This window comes from Microcoleus sp. A003_D6, from assembly GCF_036702825.1.
Taxonomy (GTDB): domain Bacteria; phylum Cyanobacteriota; class Cyanobacteriia; order Cyanobacteriales; family Microcoleaceae; genus Microcoleus.
In genome coordinates, this window is record NZ_JAUBWA010000055.1 from 1 (window position 1) to 25360 (window position 25360).

15 protein-coding genes and 1 pseudogene are annotated in these 25360 nt (G+C 45.2%); 5 read left to right on the top strand and 11 right to left on the bottom strand.

The features are described from left to right. The first annotated feature begins 336 nt into the window (after window positions 1-336). Window positions 337-4419, top strand: coding sequence for an EAL domain-containing protein (locus tag QUB70_RS16565; protein ID WP_332981976.1), 4083 nt, complete (start codon window positions 337-339; stop codon window positions 4417-4419). Window positions 4420-4741: 322 nt separating this feature from the next. Here QUB70_RS16565 and QUB70_RS16570 read toward each other — a convergent pair whose 3' ends face one another. The 6 genes and pseudogenes from QUB70_RS16570 to ribA all read right to left on the bottom strand — a co-directional run. Then, complete coding sequence (locus QUB70_RS16570) at window positions 4742-5632, bottom strand: SAM-dependent methyltransferase (protein ID WP_332981977.1); 891 nt, start codon at window positions 5630-5632, stop codon at window positions 4742-4744. A 142-nt stretch (window positions 5633-5774) separates the two neighbouring features. Further along, window positions 5775-6851: a glycosyltransferase family 4 protein gene (locus tag QUB70_RS16575; RefSeq protein WP_332981980.1), complete on the bottom strand. Its 1077-nt coding sequence runs from the start codon at window positions 6849-6851 to the stop codon at window positions 5775-5777. A 7-nt stretch (window positions 6852-6858) separates the two neighbouring features. Continuing rightward, on the bottom strand, window positions 6859-7236 hold the full coding sequence (locus QUB70_RS16580) for a 6-pyruvoyl trahydropterin synthase family protein (protein WP_332981982.1): 378 nt from the start codon (window positions 7234-7236) through the stop codon (window positions 6859-6861). Between the two features lie 4 nt (window positions 7237-7240). Then, the gene (locus QUB70_RS16585; RefSeq protein WP_332981983.1) at window positions 7241-8221 is read right to left on the bottom strand and encodes a zinc-dependent alcohol dehydrogenase; all 981 of its coding nucleotides are present in this window, start codon (window positions 8219-8221) and stop codon (window positions 7241-7243) included. Continuing rightward, entirely contained in the window at window positions 8214-8870 is a 657-nt protein-coding gene (locus QUB70_RS16590; protein WP_332982037.1) for a RibD family protein, read from the bottom strand. Before QUB70_RS16590 ends, QUB70_RS16585 begins: the two co-directional genes overlap by 8 nt. A 411-nt stretch (window positions 8871-9281) precedes the next feature. After that, window positions 9282-9881: pseudogene (gene ribA / locus QUB70_RS16595) on the bottom strand (GTP cyclohydrolase II); the annotation flags it as partial. Window positions 9882-10268: 387 nt separating this feature from the next. Here ribA and QUB70_RS16600 point away from each other — a divergent pair. Both QUB70_RS16600 and QUB70_RS16605 read left to right on the top strand, forming a co-directional pair. After that, entirely contained in the window at window positions 10269-11039 is a 771-nt protein-coding gene (locus QUB70_RS16600; protein ID WP_332966686.1) for an FkbM family methyltransferase, read from the top strand. Window positions 11040-11167: 128 nt separating this feature from the next. Next, window positions 11168-11995, top strand: a complete 828-nt coding sequence (locus tag QUB70_RS16605) for an SAM-dependent methyltransferase (RefSeq protein ID WP_332981984.1) — start codon at window positions 11168-11170, stop codon at window positions 11993-11995. A 379-nt stretch (window positions 11996-12374) separates the two neighbouring features. Here the strand turns inward: QUB70_RS16605 and QUB70_RS16610 are convergent, their stop codons facing one another. The 5 genes from QUB70_RS16610 to QUB70_RS16630 all read right to left on the bottom strand — a co-directional run bounded on the left by QUB70_RS16610 (window position 12375) and on the right by QUB70_RS16630 (window position 20944). Then, window positions 12375-16934 (bottom strand): PAS domain S-box protein, encoded by a 4560-nt coding sequence (locus tag QUB70_RS16610; protein ID WP_332981987.1) that lies wholly within the window; start codon window positions 16932-16934, stop codon window positions 12375-12377. A gap of 748 nt (window positions 16935-17682) precedes the next feature. Next, window positions 17683-18660 (bottom strand): malate dehydrogenase, encoded by a 978-nt coding sequence (mdh, locus tag QUB70_RS16615; protein WP_332981988.1) that lies wholly within the window; start codon window positions 18658-18660, stop codon window positions 17683-17685. Window positions 18661-18976: 316 nt separating this feature from the next. Continuing rightward, window positions 18977-19192 (bottom strand): NAD(P)H-quinone oxidoreductase subunit O, encoded by a 216-nt coding sequence (locus QUB70_RS16620; protein WP_332981991.1) that lies wholly within the window; start codon window positions 19190-19192, stop codon window positions 18977-18979. 352 nt (window positions 19193-19544) lie between these two features. Next, on the bottom strand, window positions 19545-20561 hold the full coding sequence (locus QUB70_RS16625; RefSeq protein ID WP_332981994.1) for a DNA-formamidopyrimidine glycosylase: 1017 nt from the start codon (window positions 20559-20561) through the stop codon (window positions 19545-19547). A 2-nt stretch (window positions 20562-20563) separates the two neighbouring features. Next, window positions 20564-20944 carry a photosystem I reaction center subunit IV gene (locus QUB70_RS16630; RefSeq protein ID WP_332981996.1) on the bottom strand — a complete coding sequence of 127 codons (381 nt, stop codon included), beginning with the start codon at window positions 20942-20944 and terminating at the stop codon, window positions 20564-20566. Window positions 20945-21694: 750 nt separating this feature from the next. On the opposite strand from QUB70_RS16630, the gene QUB70_RS16635 reads away from it, so the two are divergent. Together QUB70_RS16635 and QUB70_RS16640 are read left to right on the top strand one after the other, a co-directional pair. Then, a complete protein-coding gene (locus QUB70_RS16635) occupies window positions 21695-23746 on the top strand; it encodes an ATP-binding protein (RefSeq protein WP_332981998.1) in 2052 nt (683 codons plus the stop codon). Then, the coding region (locus QUB70_RS16640) for a WD40 repeat domain-containing protein (protein WP_332981999.1) at window positions 23743-25360 on the top strand (1618 nt) is incomplete at its 3' end. The genes QUB70_RS16635 and QUB70_RS16640, both read left to right, overlap by 4 nt.

Genomic DNA, 25360 nt, shown 5'->3' on the forward strand with positions numbered 1-25360 from the left:
TTGTTTGCTTTCCACCACCGCCATGCAGTTGTGTAACTTATGCCTATCGCTTTGGCGTAGTCAGGTAGTTTCATTTTCGACCTCCTGACTACATATTACCACGATTGCTTATAACCGCTTACCAACTTAATGAAGTTTTACAATAACAAAGACAGGTGTTCTCTCCACTCCCGAGTGGAGCATATCAAACTCCAGCCGATCGGTTTTGGCGCGTTCAGGTGCATGGTTCTGGTTAAGATTAATGTATTGTGGGCTACTGTCGATCGTCCTATGCATCTTCCATCGTCATTTACCACAAATTTAAAAAAGTTGTCCTGCTAATGGATCGATTGAAAAATGGAAAGTTTTATCCCTGAAAACTCTGAAACCTGTCAGGGCTGTGCCTCCAAGCCAGACTTGTACAAAGAGCTGCAAGGAACCACAGAATTACTGCTGACGATCGCTAGCTCGATGCCGATGCCCCTGATCGTCAGCAGTCTGGCGGACGGGACAATTCTTTATAGCAACGATTTATGCCGTCAGGCTTTCGGGCTCCCAGCATTCAAGTCGATCGAGCGCCAAAAAGCCGAAATGTTCTACCACAACCCCGCAGACCGCCAGGAACTGCTGTCGCGGCTCGCCCGCAACGGACACGTCCGCGAGGCCGAAGTCTGTCTCAAAAAAACTGACGGCACGCTGTTTTGGGCAACTGTATCGATGCGGTATCTGACATTGCGGTCGGAAAGAGCTGTTCTGTCGGTGTTCTGCGACATTACCGATCGCAAGCGAGCCGCCGCCAAGGAGCAGGAATTGCTCGCGTCAATCCACTTGCGGGCCCGCCAGCAAGCGGCCGTCGCTTACTTGGGGCAGGAGGCCCTGGCCGAAACAGATTTGTCTGCACTGATGGACAAAGCTGCGGTTTTAATTGCTCAAACGCTGGACGTTGATTATTGTCAGTTGTTAGAACTTTTGCCCTCTGGCCATGCTTTTATGCTGCGAGCGGGGGTGGGCTGGCAGCCGGGTCTCGTCGGCAGCGCTATTGTTACCGCTTCTGCCCGATCGCAAGCAGGTTACACATTGCGATCGGGCAAAGCGACGATCGTCGAAGATTTGCGGGTGGAAACGCGCTTTAGCGAGTTGCCGCTGCTGCACAACCACCGGGCTATCAGCGGCGTCACTGTCATCGTTCCCGGCAATCGGGGACTGGAGAGTTTCTTGGGACAAGCAGAACCGGAGAACACTTCCTCTTCTCCGGCCTGGGGCGTTTTGGGGGTTCACACCAACCAAGGGCGGGTTTTCAGTCAAGATGACGTTTATTTTGTAGAAGCGATCGCCAACGTGTTAGCCGCGGCGATCGAGCGGATTCGATCGCAAGAGCGCTTGCAAATAATGGAACGGGCGATCGAAAGCAGCAGCAACGGCATTGTAATTACCGATGCGACGCTTGCAGACAATCCGATTATTTATGTCAATCCCAGTTTTGAGCGGATAACGGGTTATTGCAGAGATGAGTTAATCGGTAAAAATTGCCGGTTTTTGCAGCGCCCAGACACGAGTCGGGAGGCTGTAGAAGAGCTGCGATTTGCTATTGAAGAAGGCAGGAATTCTCAAGTTGTATTGCAGAACTTTCGGAAAGATGGCTCGTCTTTTTGGAACGAAGTTTCTATTGCTCCTGTTTACAACTCGCGCCAGCACTTAACTCACTTTATTGGAGTTCAAACCGATATTACCGACCGCCAGCGAGCGGAAGAAGAATTATTTTTAAATTCTCAAGCTTTAGCAGCTTTTAGCGCTAATCTCAAACACTTGCACCGGATTACAACTTATCATTATCAAAATTTTGAAGAACTAATTGACGATTATTTAACAGCAGGCTGTTTGATTTTTGGACTTTCTATCGGCATCATGGGTGAAGTTGAGAAGGAAAAGTTTATTATCCGGGCGGTAAAAACTGATTTAGTATCCTTCGCGCGCGGCTTAGAATTGAACCTCAGCGATACTTTATGCGCTCAGGTGATCGAACTTCAGAAAACTGTTGCGTGTTCTCATTTGGGAGCAAATTTTGAGATGCGCGAACATCCAGTTTATCAAAAATGGAAGTGGGAAGCTTACATCGCAACGCCAATATTTGTTAACAATAAAAGTTACGGCACATTGAGTTTTAGTTCGCAACAAATTAGGACAAAATATTTTGAATCCCAAGAAATAGAAATCATAGAGTTGATGGCTCAAAGCATCGGTAAATTTCTGGCGGTTCACCAAATGGAAGTCGAACGGCAGCAAGCCGAAAAAGAGCGCTGCGAGTTGATAGTATCTCTCCAAGAAAGTGAAGAACGCTATCGCCGTTTAGTAGAACTATCTCCCGAAGCGATCGCCGTTCACAGTCAAGGGAAAATCGCCTACATCAATGCAGCAGGCGCTAAACTCCTGGGCGCCAGCTCACCGTCCGCGCTAATCGGTTTTGCGGTATTGCATTTCGTCCATCCAAACTATGTGGAAAAAGCCAGAGAGCGCATTCGGCAAGTCGAGGAAGAAAATAAGCCGATCGAGCTAGCCGAAGAAAAACTGATGCGGCTCGACGGACAAATAATAGACGTTGAAGTTGCCGGCATCCCCGCTACTTATCAAGGCTCAGCCGCCGCCCAGATTATTATTAGAGATGTCACCGAGCGCAAGCGAGTAGAACGGCAACTGCTGCACGGCGCTTTTCACGATGCGCTTACGGGTTTGCCCAACCGCGTTTTGTTCCTCGACAGGCTAGGACAAGCCATCCGCCGATCCAATCAGTCCCCCGATTACAAATTTGGTTTACTTTTCCTAGATTTAGACCGCTTCAAAGTAGTGAATGATTCTTTAGGACACCTTCTAGGAGACAAACTGCTAATCGCCCTCGCGCATCGGCTGGAAACCTGCGTGCGGGCTTCTGATACCGTCGCCCGGCTGGGGGGAGACGAATTCACCATCCTGCTAGACAACATTCAGAGCCTCAGCGACGCCACCCTAGCAGCTAACAGGATACAAACAGAACTGACTCTGCCGTTTAATATCGCAGGGCACGAAGTATTTACCACCGCTAGCATTGGCATTGTTTTCAGTCGAGGCGAAGTCGCAGCAGCCGACGCAAGAGGCGAATCGAATCTGTACAGTCACCCGGAAGAATTCTTGCGCGATGCTGACATTGCGATGTACCGCGCTAAAGCTTTGGGCAAGGCCCGCCACGAGGTGTTTAATTTAGCGATGCACGACCAAACTATGTCGCTATTGCAGTTAGAAACTGACCTGCGGTTGGCTATTTTGGGGACGGACGAATTAGGTTCGAGCAAGAATGAATGTTCGCACTTTATTGTCCACTACCAACCCATTGTTTCGATCGCCAGCGGTGCGATCGAGGGTTTTGAGGCTTTGGTGCGCTGGCAGCACCCCGTTCGGGGTCTAGTGTCGCCGTCTACTTTTATTCCTGTAGCTGAAGAAACCGGCTTGATCGTGCCTCTGGGAGCCTGGGTGCTGCGGGAAGCTTGCCGGCAATTGCGCCTTTGGCAAGAAATGTTAAGGGATTTTGAGGGAACAAGGAAGAGGGCAAGGAGCAGTGTACGTCATTTAACGGATAGAAGGAAGCAGCAAGAAGGAAGTTCGGGAAAAATCAGTGTACGTGATTTAACGGATAGAAGGAAGCAGCAAGAAGGAAGTTCGGGAAAAATTAGTGTACGGCATTTAACGGATAGAAGGAAGCAGGAAGGAGGAAGTTCGGGAAAAATTAGTGTACGGCATTTAACGGATAGAAGGAAGCAGCAAGGAGAAAGAAGTAAGAACGAGGAAGTCAGAGATTTTTCAACTGACTCTAATTCCCAATTTCCGATTGCAAATTACAAATTACCAGTTACAAATTACCAGTTACCAATTATCGATCCTTCGCAATTAACAATGAGCGTCAATCTTTCTCCGAAACAGTTAGGTCTGCCGAATTTGATCGAACACATAGATGAAATTTTGGCAGAAACTGGCTGCGATCCGAGCTGTTTAAAATTGGAGATTACTGAAAGCGCGATCGTGGAAAATGTGAAGAAAGCCAATATTGTGCTCGCTGAATTAAAAGGTAGAAATATTCGATTGTCGATCGACGATTTCGGTACTGGCTATTCGTCTTTGAGTTACTTGCACCGCTTTCCGCTGGATACGCTAAAGATCGATCGATCTTTTGTGAGCCGCTTGGGGGCGATCGAAAACGGTGACGGGGGGGGTCAGCCTTTACAAATTGTGCGGGCAATTGTGACTTTGGCTCACAATTTGGGATTGAATGCGATCGCCGAAGGTGTTGAGACAGTCGAACAGTTAGCACAGCTTCGAGCACTCGGATGCGAACTTGCTCAGGGATATTTGTTTTCTAAACCTTTGGACAGTAACGCGATAACTGAAATTCTTAAAAGACATATTTCTCAGTAGTCAGTTGGAAATTGGTAGTTAGCAGTTGTAAGTTCTCAAAAAGAAGAGGAAGAAATAACAAATAAGGTACACAATCATTGAACAATTTACTGGCTTCACTTTTTTTCAAGCCATAAAGCTTGATGGCTTGGATGACCGTAGCAGCCGAGGTCGTAACCGTAGGGTTTTGGTATGGGTTTTGCGATCGCACAGCAGGATGAGGGACTACTTCCAGTCTATGTCATCACCGCCAAAGCGGTTGCTATATCGGGAGTCAGAATCAATGGGAGTCTGATTGATTCTGACTTCTGTATTATTTTTTATTTTTCATCAAAAACTTCACTTATTTCCAGTAACCCCAAAAGTCTTGATGCGCGACATTACAACTTAGTTGCTTTTGAGCAATCATTTGTTGTTTTTGACTCAACCAGCTTTTGAACTTTTGTTGTAAACTTTCTTCTTCAATAATTTCTGGAATCGATGCTTCCATAAACCCTAAAAGTAACTGAAGAAAAATGCGATCGCTACCACTGATTTCCCAGGGACTTTCTCCCTGCAATCCCTTCATCCCAATCCCCTGCATTGCTTCCCACATAAAAGCACCGCAGTCAGATCCCATGCCTCTGCCGAAGTCTTGAGGGCGCTGCATATGCCGATCGTAGTATTTAATAAAGCCCGCATCCTCATCGGTTTGAGGAGTAAAATTCATACCCGTATAATTAAGAGTAGTCACAATGGGCAATTGGTACTTATTGAGATATTTGAGGAAAATCTGAAATTGTTGTTTGCTAAATAAATCGAAAACGGCATTAGCAACAACCAAGTTGATGGTTTCTAAATTTATTAGATTTTCTAATTCTAAAATAGAACCAACGATTCCCTGAATAGTAATTTTATGGACTTGGTTTTCCAAGTTTAATCTTAAAAACTGAGATTTTGAATCATATCCATTTTTGACTGCCCAAGATGCTAAACTAGCAAAAGCAATTTCCAAGAGTTCTTGATTTTGTTCAACCAGAAACCACTCCTGATCTTGGGAAAATTTGCTCAGATAGTAACGACAGTTAGCACCTGTACCAGCCCCCAAATCAACAATTCTCAGGTGTTTGTGTTTTTTTAAGTATTGCTGACAGCTTGCTTCAACAACAGGGTTACGGGCTATGGTATCATAAGGAATACGCAGTTCTAGCCATTGGGCTAATTGCTGGTTCTTAGTCATTACATTATCAGTCATTTGATTTCCTACAAAAAAGAATTTCAGAAGGCTTTTATCTAAAGTCGCGCAGGCGGGCTTTGCTTGTATAGCTTCGCCCTTTAGGGTTTGGGAAAATGGGTTGCGTAAGTCCTGCTTATATGTAGTGCGAGCATCCTGCTGGCTAATTTTTGCGTAAGTCCGATCGTAAATTATTTGTAAATACTTGCAAAAAATCTTGATAAGTTTTATCCCAAGTATTAAAGGATAGATTCAAGGTACGATTAAAAGCTTCTTTCCGTAATTGATTAAGTTCATGACGATCTTCTTTAAGCAGCCTTCTGAGTGCCGTAAAAAATTGTTCCTGCTTACCTAGCTCAATCACTATCCCATTGACTCCATCTTCAATCCAGTCACTAATTGCTCCAGTTGCATAAGCTAATATTGGTAGCCCGTGAGCCACAGCTTCAGCAGTAGCCATAGAATAACTCTCATAGGTAGATGGGGAGATATAAAGATCGGACTGGGACAACAACTCCAACATAGTCTTCTGAGGAATACTGCCATGGACAATTACGGTATCTTTCAGTCCCGCACGCTTGATTGACCCCAGAATCTTCTCTGTGTAATTGGCTTCTTGTTCGCTGTCACCAATTAAATGCAGCCTAAAATTCTTTATTTTCATCTGGGCTAACATTTCCACTAATTCAAGTTGACCTTTGCGCCGATACAAGGTTCCTATGCTAATTAGAGTTATCTGCTCATTTTCCGAGCGGTCTTTAAGATTAGCCAAATGGGAAGCTTGAGCTGGATCGATACCTGGAAATGCTACGACGATTTTATCTGTTTCTATGCCTCCCATTAAGATATAATCCCGCAGTTGGAAACTAGGAACAATAATACCCTTCATAGCTCTTAACCACTGCGCTTCATCACTCCAGAGCGCTTTCTTTTCCTCAGTCGAGTAGTAGGTATTCAATGACTCAAGATGGTGGAGCATCAGGTAAGTCCGTTGAGCATAGGGAAGAAATTGCTTTAAGGAAGTTTTGAACTCAGGAATCGTCAAATAGAGCGCGTCAATTACAAAGATACAATTAGAAGGCAAAACACTCAAATGCTGTAGAAGCTCGGAAACAGATCCATTTAAGGAATAGAAAAAATTCTTACCAATCGCTTCCTGCTCCAATCGCTTGACAATTTCTAAATTGTAGAGCGATCCTCCCGATATGAAACTTAGTTTAGGCTGAATAAAGTAAATCATGTTTGGTTTATACCTCTGCTTCGTAGCTTCCCCAGGCAATATGACTTTCCTCCAGAATGATGTTGAGAATACCTTGGAAAAATGGACTGACTTTTTTGCTGATTTGCTGGTGGATATAATATGCCATGTATTCTGTTGTTGTATTTATGCCCTTGAATTCGACTAAATCATCTAGATTTTGGTAATTTAAAGGGGCGAGAATTTCTTGGAGAATGGCGATCGCCTTACCAATATCAATCACCAAACCATCTTCATCTAACTTGGCTATTTTAAATTGAGCAGTGACGATATAGGTAGCTCCGTGTAGCTTTTGGGCGGGTCCAAAAATTTCACCTTGGAAGCTGTGGGCAATCATAACGTGGTCTTTTACTGCAACAGAAAACATGATTTTAATACTCAACTAACGGTGACACTGGATGGGCTTGACGTTGATATAACAACGACATGAAATTTGGCAACTCTGGAAAAGAAATCACAGGTTGAAGCAGAATATCCAAGGTGGAATCTGCGAGCAAACCTAAGACTTGTTCTTTCCTTTGACGATAATCAATTAGCGATCGCTTCGGTTTGGCGATCGCCGAAACTTGAGAAGCGATAATTTGTTTGCGTTGGTAATGAAAAGAACCCCCTAATTGCAAGGAAACCGATTGTGTTCCATACCAACTTAGTTCAATACAGCGACCTTCAAAAGCCAGGGCATCAATTGCACTTTGCAGTCCAGAAGAGGAAGAACTGGTATGGAAAACAATATTGTAATTCCCCTCCCGACAATCAGTAGCTAAATGGGAATTTTGCAACCAAGGTAGTTGTTTTAGGTATTGAATTCTCTGCCGATCCAGTTCCAAAAAGTCGGGCTGAATGCCATACTCTTTGCTAAGGACAAAGCTAGTGAGAATACCAATAATTCCTCCACCAACAATCAGTATGCGATCGCTCTGACTCACTTTAGCATCCCAGACAGCATTTAAAGCTGTTTCCATATTTGGGATTAAAGTTGCTCGCTGGCTAGGCAACCAGTCAGGCAATTCTAAAGCATCTGAGTGTGCCACCACAACCCTTGATTGGTGGGGGTGCATGACAAAGAATCGTTTACCCCTTTCACTACCTGTATTAGCTTGACCAACAAGACTGTAACCGTACTTTAAAGGAAAGGCAAAACTACCTTCCATATACAAACAGCGCATCTTCTCCCAGCACTCTTCAGGCACTTTTCCCATACCTACCAACCTCTCCGTACCCGGACTAATCCCAGTACAGAGTGTTTCCAGAGATAAAGCATCTTTGGAGAGTTGCATCACGGGGGTTTCTCTAATTTCACCTTGACTAGGAGAGACGACCCAATATCCATAAATTTGAGAATTTTTAGACATCTTTATGATTAGGCAAAAGTTCCATCAGAATTTCCCCTTCAAGATCGAAGTGCTTCATTTGAAAGCGCACTCCTTCCCCAATAGAATCAACAACCGGAAGGGTAAAACTCGATCTTCCAGAACCCAAAAGCAACGGAGCAAAATGGAGGTGCAGTAGATTAAGGGAATCAGTTTGTAAGAAATAGGATACGGTTTGTCCTCCACCTTCCAAAAAAATACTGGAAATGCCGTTTTCATATAAAACTTTTAAAATATCGGCAGGATATAAAACTGGCTTTTGTTCAGCATCTTTGCCAGGGGAAATAGGAATAGCCAAAATCTTCTCTTTGATTGCTTCTGGTAGTTTTTGACGCTGCTTTCCTTGAGGGTACAACACAATGGTTTTTTCATGGATAGCGATCATTTGCAAATCATCGAAGTTCAAATCTTTTTGTCCCTCAATAATCACCGGAATTGGATTCTTGCCAGTTACTAACCGTACTGTTAACTTAGGGTTGTCAAGACTTGCCGTCGCTGCACCAACCATTACAGCATCATGCAGACTTCGCAAACGATGCGCGTGTTTCAAATTAGCCTCGTTGCTAATCCATCGAGAGTCCCCATTAATTGCGGCAATTTTGCCGTCAAGAGTCTGTGCTAAGTGAGCCATCAGAAACGGACGTTTTTCTAAGCGAGCTTCTCTTTGAGCAACTAATATTCGCAGATACAAGGAGAAAGTCTGCCATCCCTTATTGATTCCTTCTCCTTTTAAATACTGGACATTTTTTATAAAATCAGTCTTTAAGGGAGAACCAATTTTGAAGACAATGGCAAATTTGACTTGAGAAAGCAGTTGATTGACAAAATTTGATTTTTGACTAAAATCAATCAGAATTAGGAAATCACTATTGTCAAACTTTGGTATTTGTTCGCTACCAAATTTCTGGAAAGTCCAGGAGTTTTCTCGATTACCTACAAAAGCCCAATATTCTTGTATTTCGGGAATTTCCTTATTGATAACTTCTTTGCATTCTAACAATGCCGACCAAATATGTTCTAGATTGTCGTCAATGTGAAACTGCTTGACTGCTAAAGATTTTCGATGTTTAACCTTGAATAAATGACCGAGTTTATTTAGTTTAGTATTCAAATAATTGGAACTGTAGTCATTGGGTTCAATTTCTAAGGGAATCCGGTCAACTATCTCAATACCATAGCTTTGTAAACCAGCAATTTTGCGAGGATTATTGGTAATCAAGCGAATTTTGCTTACCCCTAAATTATTGAGAATTTGCGCCGCCATGCTGTATTCCCGGAGGTCAGCAGAGAATCCCAGACGTTCATTTGCTTCTACTGTATCCAGTCCCAAATCTTGCAAAGAATAGGCTTTCACTTTATTCAAGAGACCAATGCCTCTTCCCTCTTGTGCTAAATAAAGTACCACGCCCTGACCTGCATTCTCAATTATTCTCAGGGCTGCGTGTAACTGCATTCGACAATCACAACGCAGAGAACCCAATGCGTCCCCCGTTAAGCATTCCGAGTGTATTCTTACCATTACAGGGTGATCGAAATCGGCTGGTTCTCCCTTGACGATTGCTACATCTTCGGAATTGTCCAAAGCATTACGATAACCGTAAATTTTGAATGTGCCAAATTCGCTGGGCAGTTTAGCGATCGCTACAGTTTCTTCAACTGTACTTTTAGTAATTTGTCTTGATTCATCCATTATTTTTTACCATGCGGCTCGCAAAAACCCAACAGTTGCTGCTCTAAGTTTACCATGAGCAAGTTGAGTATGTATTCAATCCTATTTAAAATAAATCGTAATAAATCGTAATAAATTGTAATATCACATTTTATTGCGATTTTGACGTCAACTATTAAAGAAAATATATGTTGGCTGCATTAACTAGGAGGTTATACTCTTGCTTGTATGAATACTAGGTTCTTCAAAAAAGCACTAACACTTCTGCGGGCGTTCTAAAAAATTGGCGAAGGTATTGACTCAGATTATATAATTGATCGATGACTAAAACTACTGAATCATTAGCAGGAAACAATTAATATGTCATCTTTCCGGCAGCAGCTAGGTATTCTTCACTCATTATTGATGTACTACGGTATCCCCTTTCGCATCCGTCAGTTATCCCGCTTTTATTCACTGTTTGTCCAACCAGGCGATCTTTGTTTTGACATCGGTGCCCATGTTGGCAATCATCTTCTTGCTTTGTCTCGTCTTGATGCCCGCGTTGTCGGAATCGAGCCTCAACCTCACTGTATGCACCTTTTAAAAAGCTGGTACGGTCATCATCCCCACATTACCCTTGTCGAACAGGCTGTTGGCGCAGTTCGTGGAACCGAAACCTTGTTGGTGAGCCAACGTACCCCAACCGTAACCACCCTCTCCCGTGATTGGATGCAAGCTGTTCAACAGATTGACTCTTTCGCTCATGTGCGCTGGGATACAACCCTGTCTGTTTCGGTAACAACCCTTGATAGCCTGATCGCCCAGTATGGTAAGCCCGCTTTTTGCAAGATTGATGTTGAGGGTAACGAGCTCGAAGTTCTGCGTGGCTTGTCGCAACCTATTCGTGCCCTTTCGTTTGAATACACTCCGAGTGCAATAAACCTTGCTCTGGGCTGCATTGAACGATTGAACCATTTGGGACCTTATGAGTTTAACTGGAAACCAGCTAAGTTTGGTGAATCGTATCGATTTCCATCAGCTAACTGGCTTAATTCTCAGGAAATGATCGCTCAACTCAAAAGCCTGTCTGTCAACGCCATCTCCGGTGATGTCTATGCACGTTCCCTGCTTACACTTGATAGTCTATAAAGCAATTGCGGGAAGATTTTTTTTAAGGAGTCCGAATTCTTTGGTCAACAGAATAGGCTTTTATCTTTATTTGCTTAGAGTTGGCGAATTCCTCTCTAATTGTACCTCACTAGCTTGGAAAATGCTATATGAATATTGAAGTAGAAAAATACTACGATCGCAACACCAGCCGATTTCTAAAATACGATCATTATGAAACTTACGGCATACATCGGGAGGTATGGGGGAATGGAGTTGCAACTGCTGAAGATGCCTTTAACTTTGTCAACAGTTTAATCCTGGATGTTATTAAGAAACATCAACCAGAATCTATCATTGATTTAGGATGTGGAGTAGGAGGTAGTCTTTTTTATCTCGCTCAGTCCTATTCAAAGGCCTGTTATTATGGAATAACTATTAGTTCGGCACAAGTTGAAATATCTAAGAAAATTTACAAGAGATTAAATCTTAAAAGCGATTGCCTTATTTCTAAAGGAGATTTTCAAAATTTAGATCGAGATATTCCTTTGATGGATTTGGCTTATTCCGTCGAAGCATTCGTTCATGCTACTGATAGCCATGCTTTTTTTAGGGAAATAAGCAATAAAATGAATAAAAACGGATTCTTGATTATCTGTGATGACTTCCTGACGGATAATTTACCTGCTGACTCATCAGAAAAAAAGTTGATTGAATTTTTCCGCAAAGGGTGGGTTTTAAGTTCTTTAATGAGTACAAAATCAGCGGAAGATATTGCTAGCAAATACGGCTACAAATTGATTGAAAATATTGATTTAACACCTAATTTGAAATTGCGAAGAAGTCGAGATATTCTAATTAGTTTATATGTTATTTTTCTGAAGCCTTTTATGGAATTTTCTCTATATATTAAGGCTTTAGTAGGTGGGGATGCTCTGCAAAAGTGTTTGATGAAGGAATTAGTTCAATATAGGTTCTTAGTGTTTCAAAAGATTTAAGGTTTTATGGCATCTCTGAAAGGCTAGCGGTTTTTTTTAGTTAAGCTAATTTTTTTGGCGTTGCTTAATCAGGGTATGAAAAAAATCAGTTGAAAATCCCCAAGCTTTGTCGATACTGGTTTCTATGACTGGCATATTTAGCCTTTCATACCGTAAATCAGCAACGCCACTATTTTAAATGCGTAACAGCTTACTCAACGGAACGGTTATTTTTATGAAAGCGAGGGTAGCGATTTTTTCCGGGTTTCTGTAGGGTTTGGGGATGGGTTTTGCGATCGCACAGCAGGATGAGGGACTACTTCCAGTTTATGCCATAACCGCCAAAGCGGTTGCTATATAACAAATAACAAATAACCAATTCCTCATGCCCCATGCCCCATTAGCAGTTAGCTTTCAGCGGAATCTCGATCGCAAATTCTGCACCCTGTCCCGGCGAAGAAGTGCATTGCAGCGAGCCGTTGTGTCTGTCTGTAACAATTTGATAGCTAATTGACAAGCCCATCCCAGTGCCTTTTCCTACAGGTTTAGTGGTAAAAAATGGGTTAAAAAGTCGAGTACCGACAGTCTCTGGTATTCCCGGCCCATTGTCAGCAATCCGAATCAGCACTCGATCGCGATCCAGCATTTCAGTTTTGATGGAAATCATACTAGGATTTTCCCGCATTTTGTCGGCAGACAGCCCCGCGTCTCTCTCTTCCAAAGCATCTAAAGCATTGCTCAAGATATTCATAAATACTTGATTTAGCTGTCCGGCATAACATTCTACTAACGGCAAATTACCGTATTCTTTAATCACCTCAATTTCTGGATGATTGTGTTTGGCTTTGAGCCGATGCTGCAAAATCATCAGGGTACTATCTATGCCGTCGTGGATGTTCACTGCTTTCATTTCTGCTTCGTCCATGCGGGAAAATGTACGCAGAGATGCTACAATTTGCTGAATTCTGTCTGCACCGACTTTCATCGAAGAAAGCAGTTTCGGCAAGTCCTCCATCAGAAAGTCTAGTTCAATAGCTTCTACTTCCTCTTGAATTTCCGGGACAGGATCGGGATAGTGGTTTTGGTAAAGTTCGATCAAATGCAGCAAGTCTTGAGTATAGTCGTTGGCATGGGTGAGATTGCCGTAAATAAAGTTAACTGGGTTGTTGATTTCGTGGGCAACTCCTGCGACGAGTTGACCGAGAGATGACATTTTTTCGCTTTGAATTAACTGCGATTGAGCGCTGGTTAATTGCTGCAATGTTTGCTCTAATTCGCGAGCTTTATTGCGAGTTTGGGCGTAAAGATCGGCTTGGTTGAGGGCGATCGCCAATTGAACTGTAATTCCTTGCAACAATTCGACTTCGCTGTCGCTCCAAGGCCGTACAGAACGGCTGTTGCAGCAGCTAACTGCACTCACTACCCCGGAAAGTGCCTGCATGGGAATGATTAATAGCGATTGGTAGCCCATTGCTCTAACGGTTTGTTTCCACACAGGATCTGCGACTGTTTCGACATCATCCACCCGCAGCATTTCCATCTGCAATATTTGTTCTCCAATCAGACCGAAATCGGAAGCTTGATAGCGACCTGTTAAATCGGGAAGTTCGGCCAGGCGAGATTCTTTAATAATTTCCCAGTAAGGCTGGTCTCCGTCGTCGCGGTACCAGGCAAAATGGCAGCAATCGATCTTTAGCAAAGCGCGAATTTCGTTAACTGCGACTGTGACGATGCTGTCGAAGTCGAGGGAATTGCGGATTTGAGCGGTGAGAATGTTGAGCAATTTTTCTCGATCTGCTTGCTGCTTGAGTTGGGCTGCAGATTGCTTCAAGGCAATTTCTGCTAGTTTGCGATCGGTAATGTCTTCGGTGACAGCTAATAGATATTGCGGTGTGCCATCAGCATCTAGTATTGCTGTTTTTTTGGTGTGAAATATTCGCGTTTCTCCTTGGCTGGTTTGAACATCTTCTTCGCTGATTTCTACATTTTGCCCGTTGTTAAGAACTTCTCGGTCTTTGGCGGTAAAAAAATCAGCTTGTTGTGTGGGGAACAAGTCGTAATCATTTTTCCCCATAACTTCTGCTGCACGGAAACCGAGCAACTCTTCGGCGACGGGGTTCCACAATACAAATCGCAGTTTTCGGGCTTCCTTGGCAATGACTCCTACGGGTATGGTTTTGAGCACGGATTCCATAAAATTTTGAGTGCGTTTCAGTTCTGCTTCCGCCGCTTTGCGATCGCTAATATCTCGCACGTTGGCAATGACGCTGAGATTGCCGTTAAGATTGATTTTGGACAGGGCGACTTCTACAGAAAATGTTGAACCGTCGTTGGGACGCTTTGCTTTCCATTCCACGCGGGGGGTTTCTCCTGCTAATACTCTTGCCCAAAGTTCTGCCATTTGTGCGCTCGGAGTGTCGTCGCTTGAATAGTCGTTTTGAATTGATAATTTTGTTGCTTGTTCCTGGCTGACTCCGTACATTTCTAACATTCGATTGTTTACATCGAGAATGTTACCTTCTAAATCGTGAATGAAGATAGCGTCGTAGACATTGTTAAATATGGTTCGCAGGTTTTGCTCGGAAACTTGCAGGGCTGCTTCTGCCTGTTTGCGATCGCCGATTTCTTGTTCTAACTGAGTGACTGCTTGGGAAAGTTCGGCGGTGCGATCGTTCACTCTGTCTTCTAACTCGGCTGCTGCTTGTCTCAGGGCAGTTTCGGCGACTTTGCGATCGGTAATGTCGATCGCCGTACCGAACAGTTTTATTACCTTGCCGTTCGCATCAATTTCGGCCTTGCCCACGGCGTTCAGGTGTCGCAAGGTGCCGTCGGGACGGTAAAAGCGGTAGTCAAAATCGTAGGGGATGCCGAAGTCAATTCCCCGCTGTATTTCCGTCCTCCACAATTCTAAATCTTCTGGATGGGTCAGAGCGACTTGTTCTTCTCTGCTGGGCGCAGCCGCAGCCGGTTCGAGTCCGAAGATGCGGAAGAGTTCTTCCGACCAAGTGACGCTTTCCGTGGCTGGGTTGAATTCCCAATTGCCGACGTGGGCGAGTCTCTGGGCTTCTTTTAGCTGTCGCTGGCTGTCGCGGATGGCGGTTTCGGCAACTTGGCGATCGGTAATGTCCAACAATACGCCACAAAATACGATTTCGCCGTTCTCGCTGCGGGTGGGCATCGACTCGCCCTGCCACCAGCGAATCTCACCATCGGGCTTGACTAACCGCGCTTCATAGTGCCAGGGAGAGAAGTTGTCAACGACTTCGGTGACAGAAGCGATGTAGCTTTCCAAGTCTTCGGGATGGATCAGGGAAATGAAGGAGTTGAAGTCTTGCATCATTTCTGCTGCCGTGACACCGGTGAGATCTTCGATGCGATCGCTCATGTAGTCAATTCTCCACACTCCCTCACTGCTGCAAAATTGGAACAGAGCTCCGGGGATTGTGGCCGCGATCGTCCGAAATTTGGCTTCGCTGGTGGCGAGGGCGCTAAAAGTCTGGCGCAGTTCGGCGGTGCGGGCTTCAACTCTGCGTTCTAGTTCGGCGTTGGCGTGTTGCAATGCTGCTTCGGCGCGCTTGCGATCGGTAATGTCGGTAGCTGTACCGGTGGTACCGAGGAAGTTTCCGGTTGCGTCGTACAGGGCGATCGCGTTGAACATCAAATGTTTGATGCTACCGTCTTTGGCAATTTGGGTGGTCTCGTGCTGAAAAACTGATTCTCCGGTAAACAGGCGGGCGAAAACTGCTAAATCTTTCTGGGCTTGTTCTGGTGTCATAAAGTCCGAGAATGGTCGATCGAGCATTTCTGCTGGTTCGTAACCGTATATATACTTAACTGCTGGGTTGACGAAGGTGTAGCGTCCAGTCGCATCGACCGACCAAATCATGTCTTGGGAGGTTTCTACCAGGCTGCGGTATTTGGTTTCGCTGGCTTTGACGGCTTCTTCTGCTTGTTTGCGTTCCGTCATGTCGCGGGAGACGGCGATTGTCATTGTGATGCGCTCGTCTTCGTTGCGGATGGGTGTTTTGACTGTACTAAACAGTCGCACTTCTCGATCGTGCCGCGCGATCGGTTCTTCTGAAATTTCTAGAGTCTGTCCAGTCTCAAATACGAAGGCGTCATCTTTAATGTACTGGAGAGTATGGTCGGGATTGCTCAAAGGTGCGTCTACGATTCCTTGAAGTTCCTCTTGAGTCATGCCGTAATAATCGCGAAATGCTTTATTAGCCCACACGATTTTTGATTGAGGGCCTTTGACTAATACTAGATCGGCGATCGAATCGAGAATTTGGTGGTATTTTTGCTCGCTTTCGCGCAGTTGCTGCTGCGCGAGTTCGATTTCTGCTAATTGCCTCTGGGTTTGCAAGTGCAATTGGGCCTGATAAATTGCAACTGCTAAATGATCGCCTACTTGTCTGGCAAATTCGATTTCGTCTTGCTGCCAATCGCGGGGTTGGCCGCAGGAGTGAATGCACAGCAATCCCCAGAGGTGTTGCCCTTGCCGCAGGGGTACGACTAAGTTGGCTCGGACTTGAAATTGCTTGAGGATTTTGAGGTGGCACGGGTTCAACCGCGCTGTGTAGATGTCGCTGACAACTTGAACGGAACCTTTAGCGTAGTTGGCTGCAAATTGTTCGCCGAAGCAGCGATCGTGAACTTTGGCTCCCAGGCAGGAACTGTACTGGGGCAGCACGTCTTCTGATACAATTTCGCCGTCGTTCCATTCGGACTCGGGGAGGAAGCGGTAGACGGCAACTCGATCGGCATTTAGGAGTTGCCGGACTTCAGTGACTGTGATTTTGAATATTGTTTCTAAGTTTAGGGATTCGCGAATTTTGCCAATCACTCCGATCAGCGCTTGCAGCTTTTTGAACCAGGTTTGAGACTGCGTTTCTCTTTCTAGGTGAGCTAGCTTTTCCCGTAGGTTGGTTACTTCTTGATACAGGTATTCATGAAACATAATGCTATTGCTTTAGTTATTTTGCGGTTTGATATCGATGTACATGGCATCCCCATAGCGCTCTGCAAGTTGAGCCTGGTAAATCAAAAGGGCAAATTCTGCTTTTTCTGCTAGCACTTAGCAGCTACTCACGCTGCATTTACGTATTTTTTGGCGATTGGGAGGTCTATTGAGTATTTTAACTCCGTATATTTACTGACCAAACGGGCGGTGATTTGCTACGGCATAAATTGTCAATTATTAAGAATTATAGTAACAAAACTTACGCCTAAACCCGGTTGCTTAAGGTAATTAAGTCAGGGAAGCTCCGAAAGTGGAAACGAGAAACTAAGTTTCATGGCGGGAACACGCAGAACCTTCTGACTAATTTTGACATTTTTTCCGCTTGCCTTCGGTTATAACTGTCACCCTTTTATTATGACCGCACACTCGATCGATGGTTTCCTGGGCGCAAGCGATCGAATATCCTGTTGGACTCGCCTCTATTAAAATTTGTTTAACTTGAGCCGATCGCCTTTTATCTAGTTTTCGCTGATTCTCGATTTATCTTTCCTAAATTCTATTTGATACAGCCTGTGGGGTTATCCAATCTTTGAGATAATTTCCTGGCATTCTAATTATTTTATGCTGTCGATATTGATGAATGGGAAGTACCCTCGTAAATTCAGTTTATTCTGTTAATATCGAGGAACACTTAGAACTGTCGCGATGAGTTTCTTCCACTATCTATTGACTAGCTATTACTTGCTTAACGCGCAGTTTTCAGTATTACCCTCGCTTCCTCAATATTTTGCGCCACCAATTTGCCAGACTCGATAAATGCGGCTCTTTCGGTATCGCTGAGTTCGAGTTCCACTACCTGTTCGACGCCCTGATATCCCAAGCGGCAGGGAACTCCCAAAAATATATCTTGTACGCCGTATTCGCCGTGCAAATAAACTGAACAAGGCAAGAGTCGCGACTGATTGAGTAAAATTGATTCTACCATCAAACAGGCAGAAGATGCGGGTGCAAAATAGGCACTACCAGTCTTCATCAATGAGACAATTTCTGCGCCTCCGTGGCGAGTCCGCTGTACGATTCGATCGATCGCCCCAGCATCCATAAGTTGAGCGATGGGAATACCGTTGACACTGGAATAGCGGGGCAAAGGAACCATTAAATCGCCGTGAGAACCGATGACTGTTGCGGTGACTTCAGCAATTGAAACGCCCAATTCCATTGCAATAAAAGTTTGAAAGCGGGCGGAGTCGAGAATTCCCCCCATACCTATGACTCGGTGTTTTGGTAAATCAGCAGCTTCCCACGCTAAATAAGTCATGATATCTAGGGGATTGGTGATGACGATTAAGATTGCTTCGGGGGAATGGGCGATCGCGCTTTTTGCGGCTTTGGTGACAATTGCAGCATTGATTTTAATTAAATCTTCGCGATTGATACCTGGTTGGCGCGGCACTCCGGCGGCAATTACGATGATGTTCGAGTTGACCGTATCTTTATAATCGTTTGTACCGACAATTTGGCGATCGTGGCGTTCGACTCCCCTTGCTTGCATCAAATCCAAAGCAACGCCCTGCGGCCAACCCTCCACAATATCTAACAATACTACATCTGCCAGATTTTTCTCGGCAATTCGCTGGGCTAAGGTACTGCCGACTTTGCCTGCACCAATAATTGAGACGCGGGTTGAAGGACAATTTAGGGTGGTGGAATTGGGAGAAGTCATTCGATTTTATATTTTATATTTTAGATTTTAGGTGAGTCTTCGTAAGGTGCGCCATAAGCACCCTACATTAGACCTCTTGCAAAAATCCTTTTAATCAAATTCTGGAACGGGCTCTCCGGCCCATTCCACAAGAAAAAAAATTTTGTGGGATGGGCATCTTGCCCGTCCTAGTTATTTTTGCAAGAGGTCTATTACATTGAAAAGAGCGATGTTTAGATTTTTAGATTTTAGGTTTTAGATTTTAGCTGAGTTTGGTAAGGTGCGGAGTTCGCACCCTACTTTACATTGAAAAGAGCGATGTTTAATGTTAGCTTTGTTACTTAAAATCTTCGAGTTGGTCTACCCGCAGCCAAATATTCGGAGTAGGGACTTTGCCAAATTTGACGAAGGCATAGTCGCCGCGAACATCCATCACTTCGCCCTTTGTTTCAAATATATAGGAGGAAAAGCGCCGATCGCTGGCTTTGGCTTCGAGACTGTTTTCCAATTTTTCGCGTACAGCGCGAACTATGCTGCCTTTCTTGATTGCCATAACTTGCTCTGTCTAGTTTAAAAAACTATACAAATTTTAATCTAGATTTGCCATGCCAGCACTTCTTTCTGTTGACGGTTGACTGTTGACTGTTGACTGTTGACTATTAGACATAGAAGTAAAAAGCAGGTTTTGAACAGGCAGGATGCCTGTTCCACAAGAATTATGGGGGATGTCTATTGACTGTTGACTGCTGACTAATGACTAAGCTGTGGAGCATTTAAACCACTAACGAGACCTGTAGGGTGCGTCAGCTAGAACACTTATGCTTACAAGGGAAACGAGAAAGGAGCCGTGGCACCCTACAATACTATTGACTGTTGACTACTGACTAATGACTACTGACTTCTTCCTATATCTGACAAACCGGGCAAAAATGAGTCGATCGCCCTGCTAATTTTATACGTTGGATGGTTGTGGAGCAAGTGCGACAGGGTTGGCCGGCGCGATTGTACACCCAAGCGACGCCGCCGTAGTTGCCGTTGACACCTTGGACGTTGAGAAAATTGCTAAAAGTGGTGCCGCCGGATGCGATCGCCTTCTGTAAAACTTGAATAATAGCTGTATGGATGCGCTCAATTTGGTCGGCGGTCAAATCCGCACAGAGAGTTGTCGGCATCACTCCCGACAAAAACAAAGTTTCGTCTGCGTAAATATTGCCCAAACCCGCTATCAGTGACTGGTCTAGCAAAGCTGTTTTTATGGGTCGCGCCCGCCGGTGCAGCTTGCGGGTCAAATATTCTGTTGTAAACTCGTCTGAAAACGGTTCGGGCCCTAAAAGTTTCAGACCGGTGACTGTGCTGGAAACCTCGGTGTCTGCGGGCACGTACCACATTTGCCCGAAGGTGCGCTGGTCTACAAACCGCAATTCTTGATTTCCCTCAAAGAATAGCCTGACTCGCGCGTGTTTTTGCAGGGGTTCGGATCGGTTCACCCACAGCAGTTGTCCTGTCATTCGCAGGTGAACGCCCAACCAGCCGGCTTTTGAAGGAAGGAGGAAGTTCGGCAACCGATTCTGTAACGGATGTAACGGATGTTTGGAAGAAGGAAGAGGGGAGAAGGAAGAGGGAAGTTCAGAATTCTCAGCAGTTTGGGCAAGAAATTCTCCCTCTCTCCCTCTCTCCCTCTCTCCCCCTCTCCCCCTCTCCCCCTCTCCTTCCGAGTATTGAGATAGTTCTGCCAGGAGGTATTTGCCGCGTCTGTACCAAGATGCGATCGACTTTCCTTTGAGTTTTGTCAAAAAATCGGTCGCAGAGATTGAGCGGGCGATCGTGCTGTTTAGCAACACGTCGCCGCCCAAAATTTCTCGATCGAGGGTTGCTTGATTCAAACCCCGGCAAATAGTTTCAACTTCTGGCAGTTCTGGCACAATTAGCGTTGTTCTGTTCCTTGATTTGGCGAACCTTCGACGCTGCCGGTCACTTCGGCGCCCGGTTTGCTGTCCGTGGCAGTTTTCGGCTGCTGGGGGGCGCCACCGCTGCCGGTTTTGCGGGTTTTCTCGTCCAGCGTGGTTTGTTTGCCGCCGGAAGCTACTGGAGTCCCTGTTTTCGCTTTTGCTTTGGGGGCTGCTACTTCCACTAATTCGCTTTGGGCGAAGTTGTTGGTGTTGACGCCTGCATAATTTACGCTGTTAAAGCGAACGATAACTGGGTATTTAATGCCGCTTTGGTCTACCGTAGCAACGGTGCCCACTTCTTGATACCAGAAGGATTCTTTGCGGAGAATCCGAACTGTAGAACCGCGTTGAACCATGAGCTTTGTTTCCTTTGCGATGAATAAACGGATAAAGCCATTTTTTTTACTTTAATCGATCGCGCGGCGCATTTAAAGTCTACAACGAAATTTTTACCTGTCGCGCCGTTTTTATATCTGCTGTTTGTAAAGAAAAGTAAATACTTTGCTAGGGCGATCGCTGGGGTTGAAAAATAAATAAACAGACATTATCCGTTAAATACAAGGTGTGCGATCGGATATATAAAAAACTTTACAAATTGTTGGGGTGGCGAGTTTGCTACGGGGGTGTGAGGAGGTTGTCAGGGCCGTTAGGTTGTTGCGGGGGCCGCCAGGGGTTTAAAACCCCTGTCTCGTAGCTAAAGTAGTCTAAAGACGACTGAATATATAGCCTTTCTCAAAAAGATGAGGTATGACTGACAGCTTATATAACCACTAAACTAAGAGGGCCCAAGCCCAACTACGTACCTCATTTTTCTGAGAACCGCTATACAGTTGTATTTTTGGGGCGGGTCGATTGTATTTTGGGGCGGGCTCTTCGGCTCACCCCACAATAAAATTTAGTGATTGTGGAACAGGCATCTTGCCTGTTCTTAAGAGAAGATTGTATTTTGGGGCGGGCGAGACGCCGACTCCACAATAAAATTTAGTGATTGTGGAACAGGCATCTTGCCTGTTCCTAAGAATGATGAAAGATGTGAGATTAATTAAGTTTGTATTTAATTATATTGTCGCGCTAAACTATTGCAAAGTGCGGGGAATATTTAAATTATGTCGTTAGTTGATTTAGCTAATACTAAAACTCGGGTACTGGGATGGAGTGCGGTGATGGGTGTTGCGCCAATGATTGCTAGCGCGATCGCCACTCCGGGTGTGACAGCAGCATTGGGTGTGATGGCCAATCCCGTCGTTGGGGGGATTGCTATTTTAGCAACGATCGCGGGCGGTATTGCGGGGAATATGGCGGCTAACGACTTGGGAAATCGGATGGCCGAAAAGTTGGCAAAAAATCCGAATATTCTTGACAATCACGATTTGATTAAGGCTGCTGGTGAGGCGCTCGGCTATATTCTCAAAAATGTTGCTACTAAGTCACCTGAGTTTACCGCACTAGCCCTTAGTAAAAATTCCTCTACTAGGGATTTAGATAAATTAGCCGAAAAAACTCCTGAATATTGGCAGAACATTAACACAGAAGGGGTTGATTTGTCAAGGGGTTTAAATATTTCCGAAGAGCAACTGACTCTGATTTTTTCGGCGGATGCTGCGGAGTTCGATCGGGTTACCGGATTGACACCGGAAGATTGGGCAAGATTCATCGGGGAATTCGCCGCCAGCGAGGGGAAATCCTTTGATGCAGAAATCGTGGAATTTGTGGCGCAAAGACTGTACGAAACTTTTCCGCAGGCGTACCGCGAAGTGCTGAAACGAGATGCGGCGCAGGGAGGAGAAAAGTTTGCGGCGATGCTGTTGAATCTGCACCAAATTGCTTTGGCGGATCTCAAGGATTTGGGGCTGCAAAATGGGGAGATTCTGGACAAGTTGGAGGCGGTGGCGACTCGCGAACATATTTGTCAGGTGATGGCGAAATTGGGCGCGATGGAAATTGGCATCCGCGACGATTTGGCGCAGATTCGGGTATTGCTGGAAAGATATATCGATCCTACTGCACCCGGTTTGCCGATTCCTGTTAAGTCAGAGACGATTATTCAGGACAGAATTAAAGACTTTACCGGTCGGAAATTTGTGTTTGAAGCAATTAATGAGTTTCTGAGGACGAAGCAAAAAGGCTATTTTGTTTTGGAAGCGGAACCGGGTGTTGGGAAAAGCGCGATTATGGCTGCTTGTGTGGTGATGTTGAAGCGCCGCTGCGTTACTCATTTCAACTCGCAACCGGACGGAATTATCAGCGCTGAAACTTTTTTGGAAAATGCTTGCACTCAGTTGATTGAAGGTTTTGGCCTTAAAGATAAGTATCCGCGACTGCCGGAAAACGCACTGAAAAATAACAACTTTCTAGGCGATTTGCTGAAGGAAGTTAGCGCTAAGTCTAGCAGGGACAAAAAAATTATTTTTGTGGTGGATGCGCTGGATGAAGTTGATTGGAAGGCTCAAACTAGCGGTAGCAATGTTTCGTATTTGCCTAATGATTTGCCGGACAACGTTTATTTTATTGTTTCCAAGCGGCCGGAATTTCTGACAATGCCGACAGCTAACAAGACGGTTTTTGATTTGATGAAATACAGTGCCGAAAGTCTCGAAGATGTCAAGGCTTATCTGGCAAAACGCACGGAGAGAAGTCAGTTAATTCAGGATTGGATTAAGGGTAGAAATTTGCAGCGGGAACAGTTTGTGACGGCGGTAGCTGAAAAAAGCGAAAAGAAATTTATCTATCTCCGCTACATTCTGGATGAAATTGAAGGCGGCACGTACAATGATGTGAATTTAAATGATTTGCCAGCGGGTTTGGAGGAATATTATCAAAAACACTGGGGACAGATGAAAGGCAGGGAAGACGATCCTCTGCTGGAATTGAAGGTTAGGATTATCTATTTCCTGTCGCAAGCTGAGGAAGCAGTTTCTTGTCGCTGGTTGGCTAGATCTGCCGGCGAGAAAAATGTGATGAACGTACAGCAGGTGCTCGTAAAATGGAATTCGTTTTTGCGACAGGAGAAAGTAGGGAAGGAAACTCGATACACTATCTATCACAACAGTTTTCGGCAGTTTCTCGAAGCGGATGAAACTGTGCAGTCGGCTGGACTAACACTGGAAGAAATTAACGATGACATTATTGATAACTCTACAGTAGGAGCGCCGCTATGAGCGATTTAGGTTTGTGGTTGGCGCAGCAGTGTCAGGAAGATCAAGATTTGCTGCTGAAATACCAACCGAAGAGATTTGCGAAAGGGGGGAAGGTTGACCGTTATTGTGCTTGGTTGACGGATTTCGGTTTTATTGAGATGAAACTGGAATTTTTGGGGGTACAAGCGCTAATTGATGATTACGATTTGGCGAGAATTTCTGATCTGTTGCTGTCGGAGGAGCAAGGTCACACTCTGAGATTGATTCAAGGGGCAATTCGCAAGTCGGCGCACGTTTTGGAGAAGGATAAAACGGAACTGGTAGAGCATTTATGGGGGAGGTTGTTTGATTTTGAAACACCTGCAATTCAGGGGATGCTGGCACAAGCAAAGCAGTCGAAAGATCGTCCTTGGTTGCGACCTTTGAAGGCTAATTTAGAACGGCCTGGAGAAGGAGCACTGCGGACGCTTGTCGGTCATAGTAACAGGGTAAATGCAGTGGCGATCGCACCAGACGGTAAAATAGCGATTTCCGCATCTTCGGATAAAACCCTGAAAATCTGGGACACCGAGACAGGTCGGGAACTGAAAACTCTCACGGGTCATAGTTCCGAGGTAAGTGCAGTGGCGATCGCACCAGACGGCCAAACCGCGATTTCGGGTTCCGGGGATAATACCCTGAAAATCTGGGACACCGAAACAGGCCGGGAACTGAAAACTTTCACCGGTCATAGTTCCTTGGTACTAGCAGTGGCGATCGCACCCGACGGTAAAACAGCGATTTCCGCATCTTCGGATAAAACCCTGAAAATCTGGGACACCGAGACAGGCCAGGAACTGAAAACTCTCACGGGTCATAGTAGCTGGGTAACAGCAGTGGCGATCGCACCCGACGGTAAAACAGCGATTTCCGCTTCAAGGGATGATACCCTGAAAATCTGGAACACCGAGACAGGCCAGGAACTGAAAACTCTCACGGGTCATAGTTCCGGGGTAAATGCAGTGGCGATCGCACCCGACGGTAAAACAGTGATTTCCGCATCTTCGGATAAAACCCTCCTGAAAATCTGGGACACCGAGACAGGCCGGGAACTGAAAACTCTCACGGGTCATAGTAAGTCGGTAAAAGCTGTGGCGATCGCACCCGACGGTAAAACAGCGATTTCCGCTTCCGAGGATTCTACCCTGAAAATCTGGGACACCGAGACAGGCCGGGAACTGAAAACTCTCACGGGTCATAGTAAGTCGGTAAAAGCTGTGGCGATCGCACCGGATGGACTCACAGCGATTTCGGCTTCAGAGGATAATACCCTGAAAATCTGGGACACCGAGACAGGTCGGGAACTGAAAACTCTCACGGGTCATAGTTCCGGGGTAACAGTAGTGGCGATCGCACCCAAAGGTAAAATAGCGATTTCGGCTTCCAATGATAAAACCCTGAAAATCTGGGACACCGAGACAGGCCAGGAACTGAAAACTCTCACGGGTCATAGTAGCTGGGTAACAGCAGTGGCGATCGCACCCGACGGTAAAACAGCGATTTCCGCTTCAAGGGATGATACCCTGAAAATCTGGGACACCGAGACAGGCCGGGAACTGAAAACTCTCACGGGTCATAGTAAGTCGGTAAAAGCTG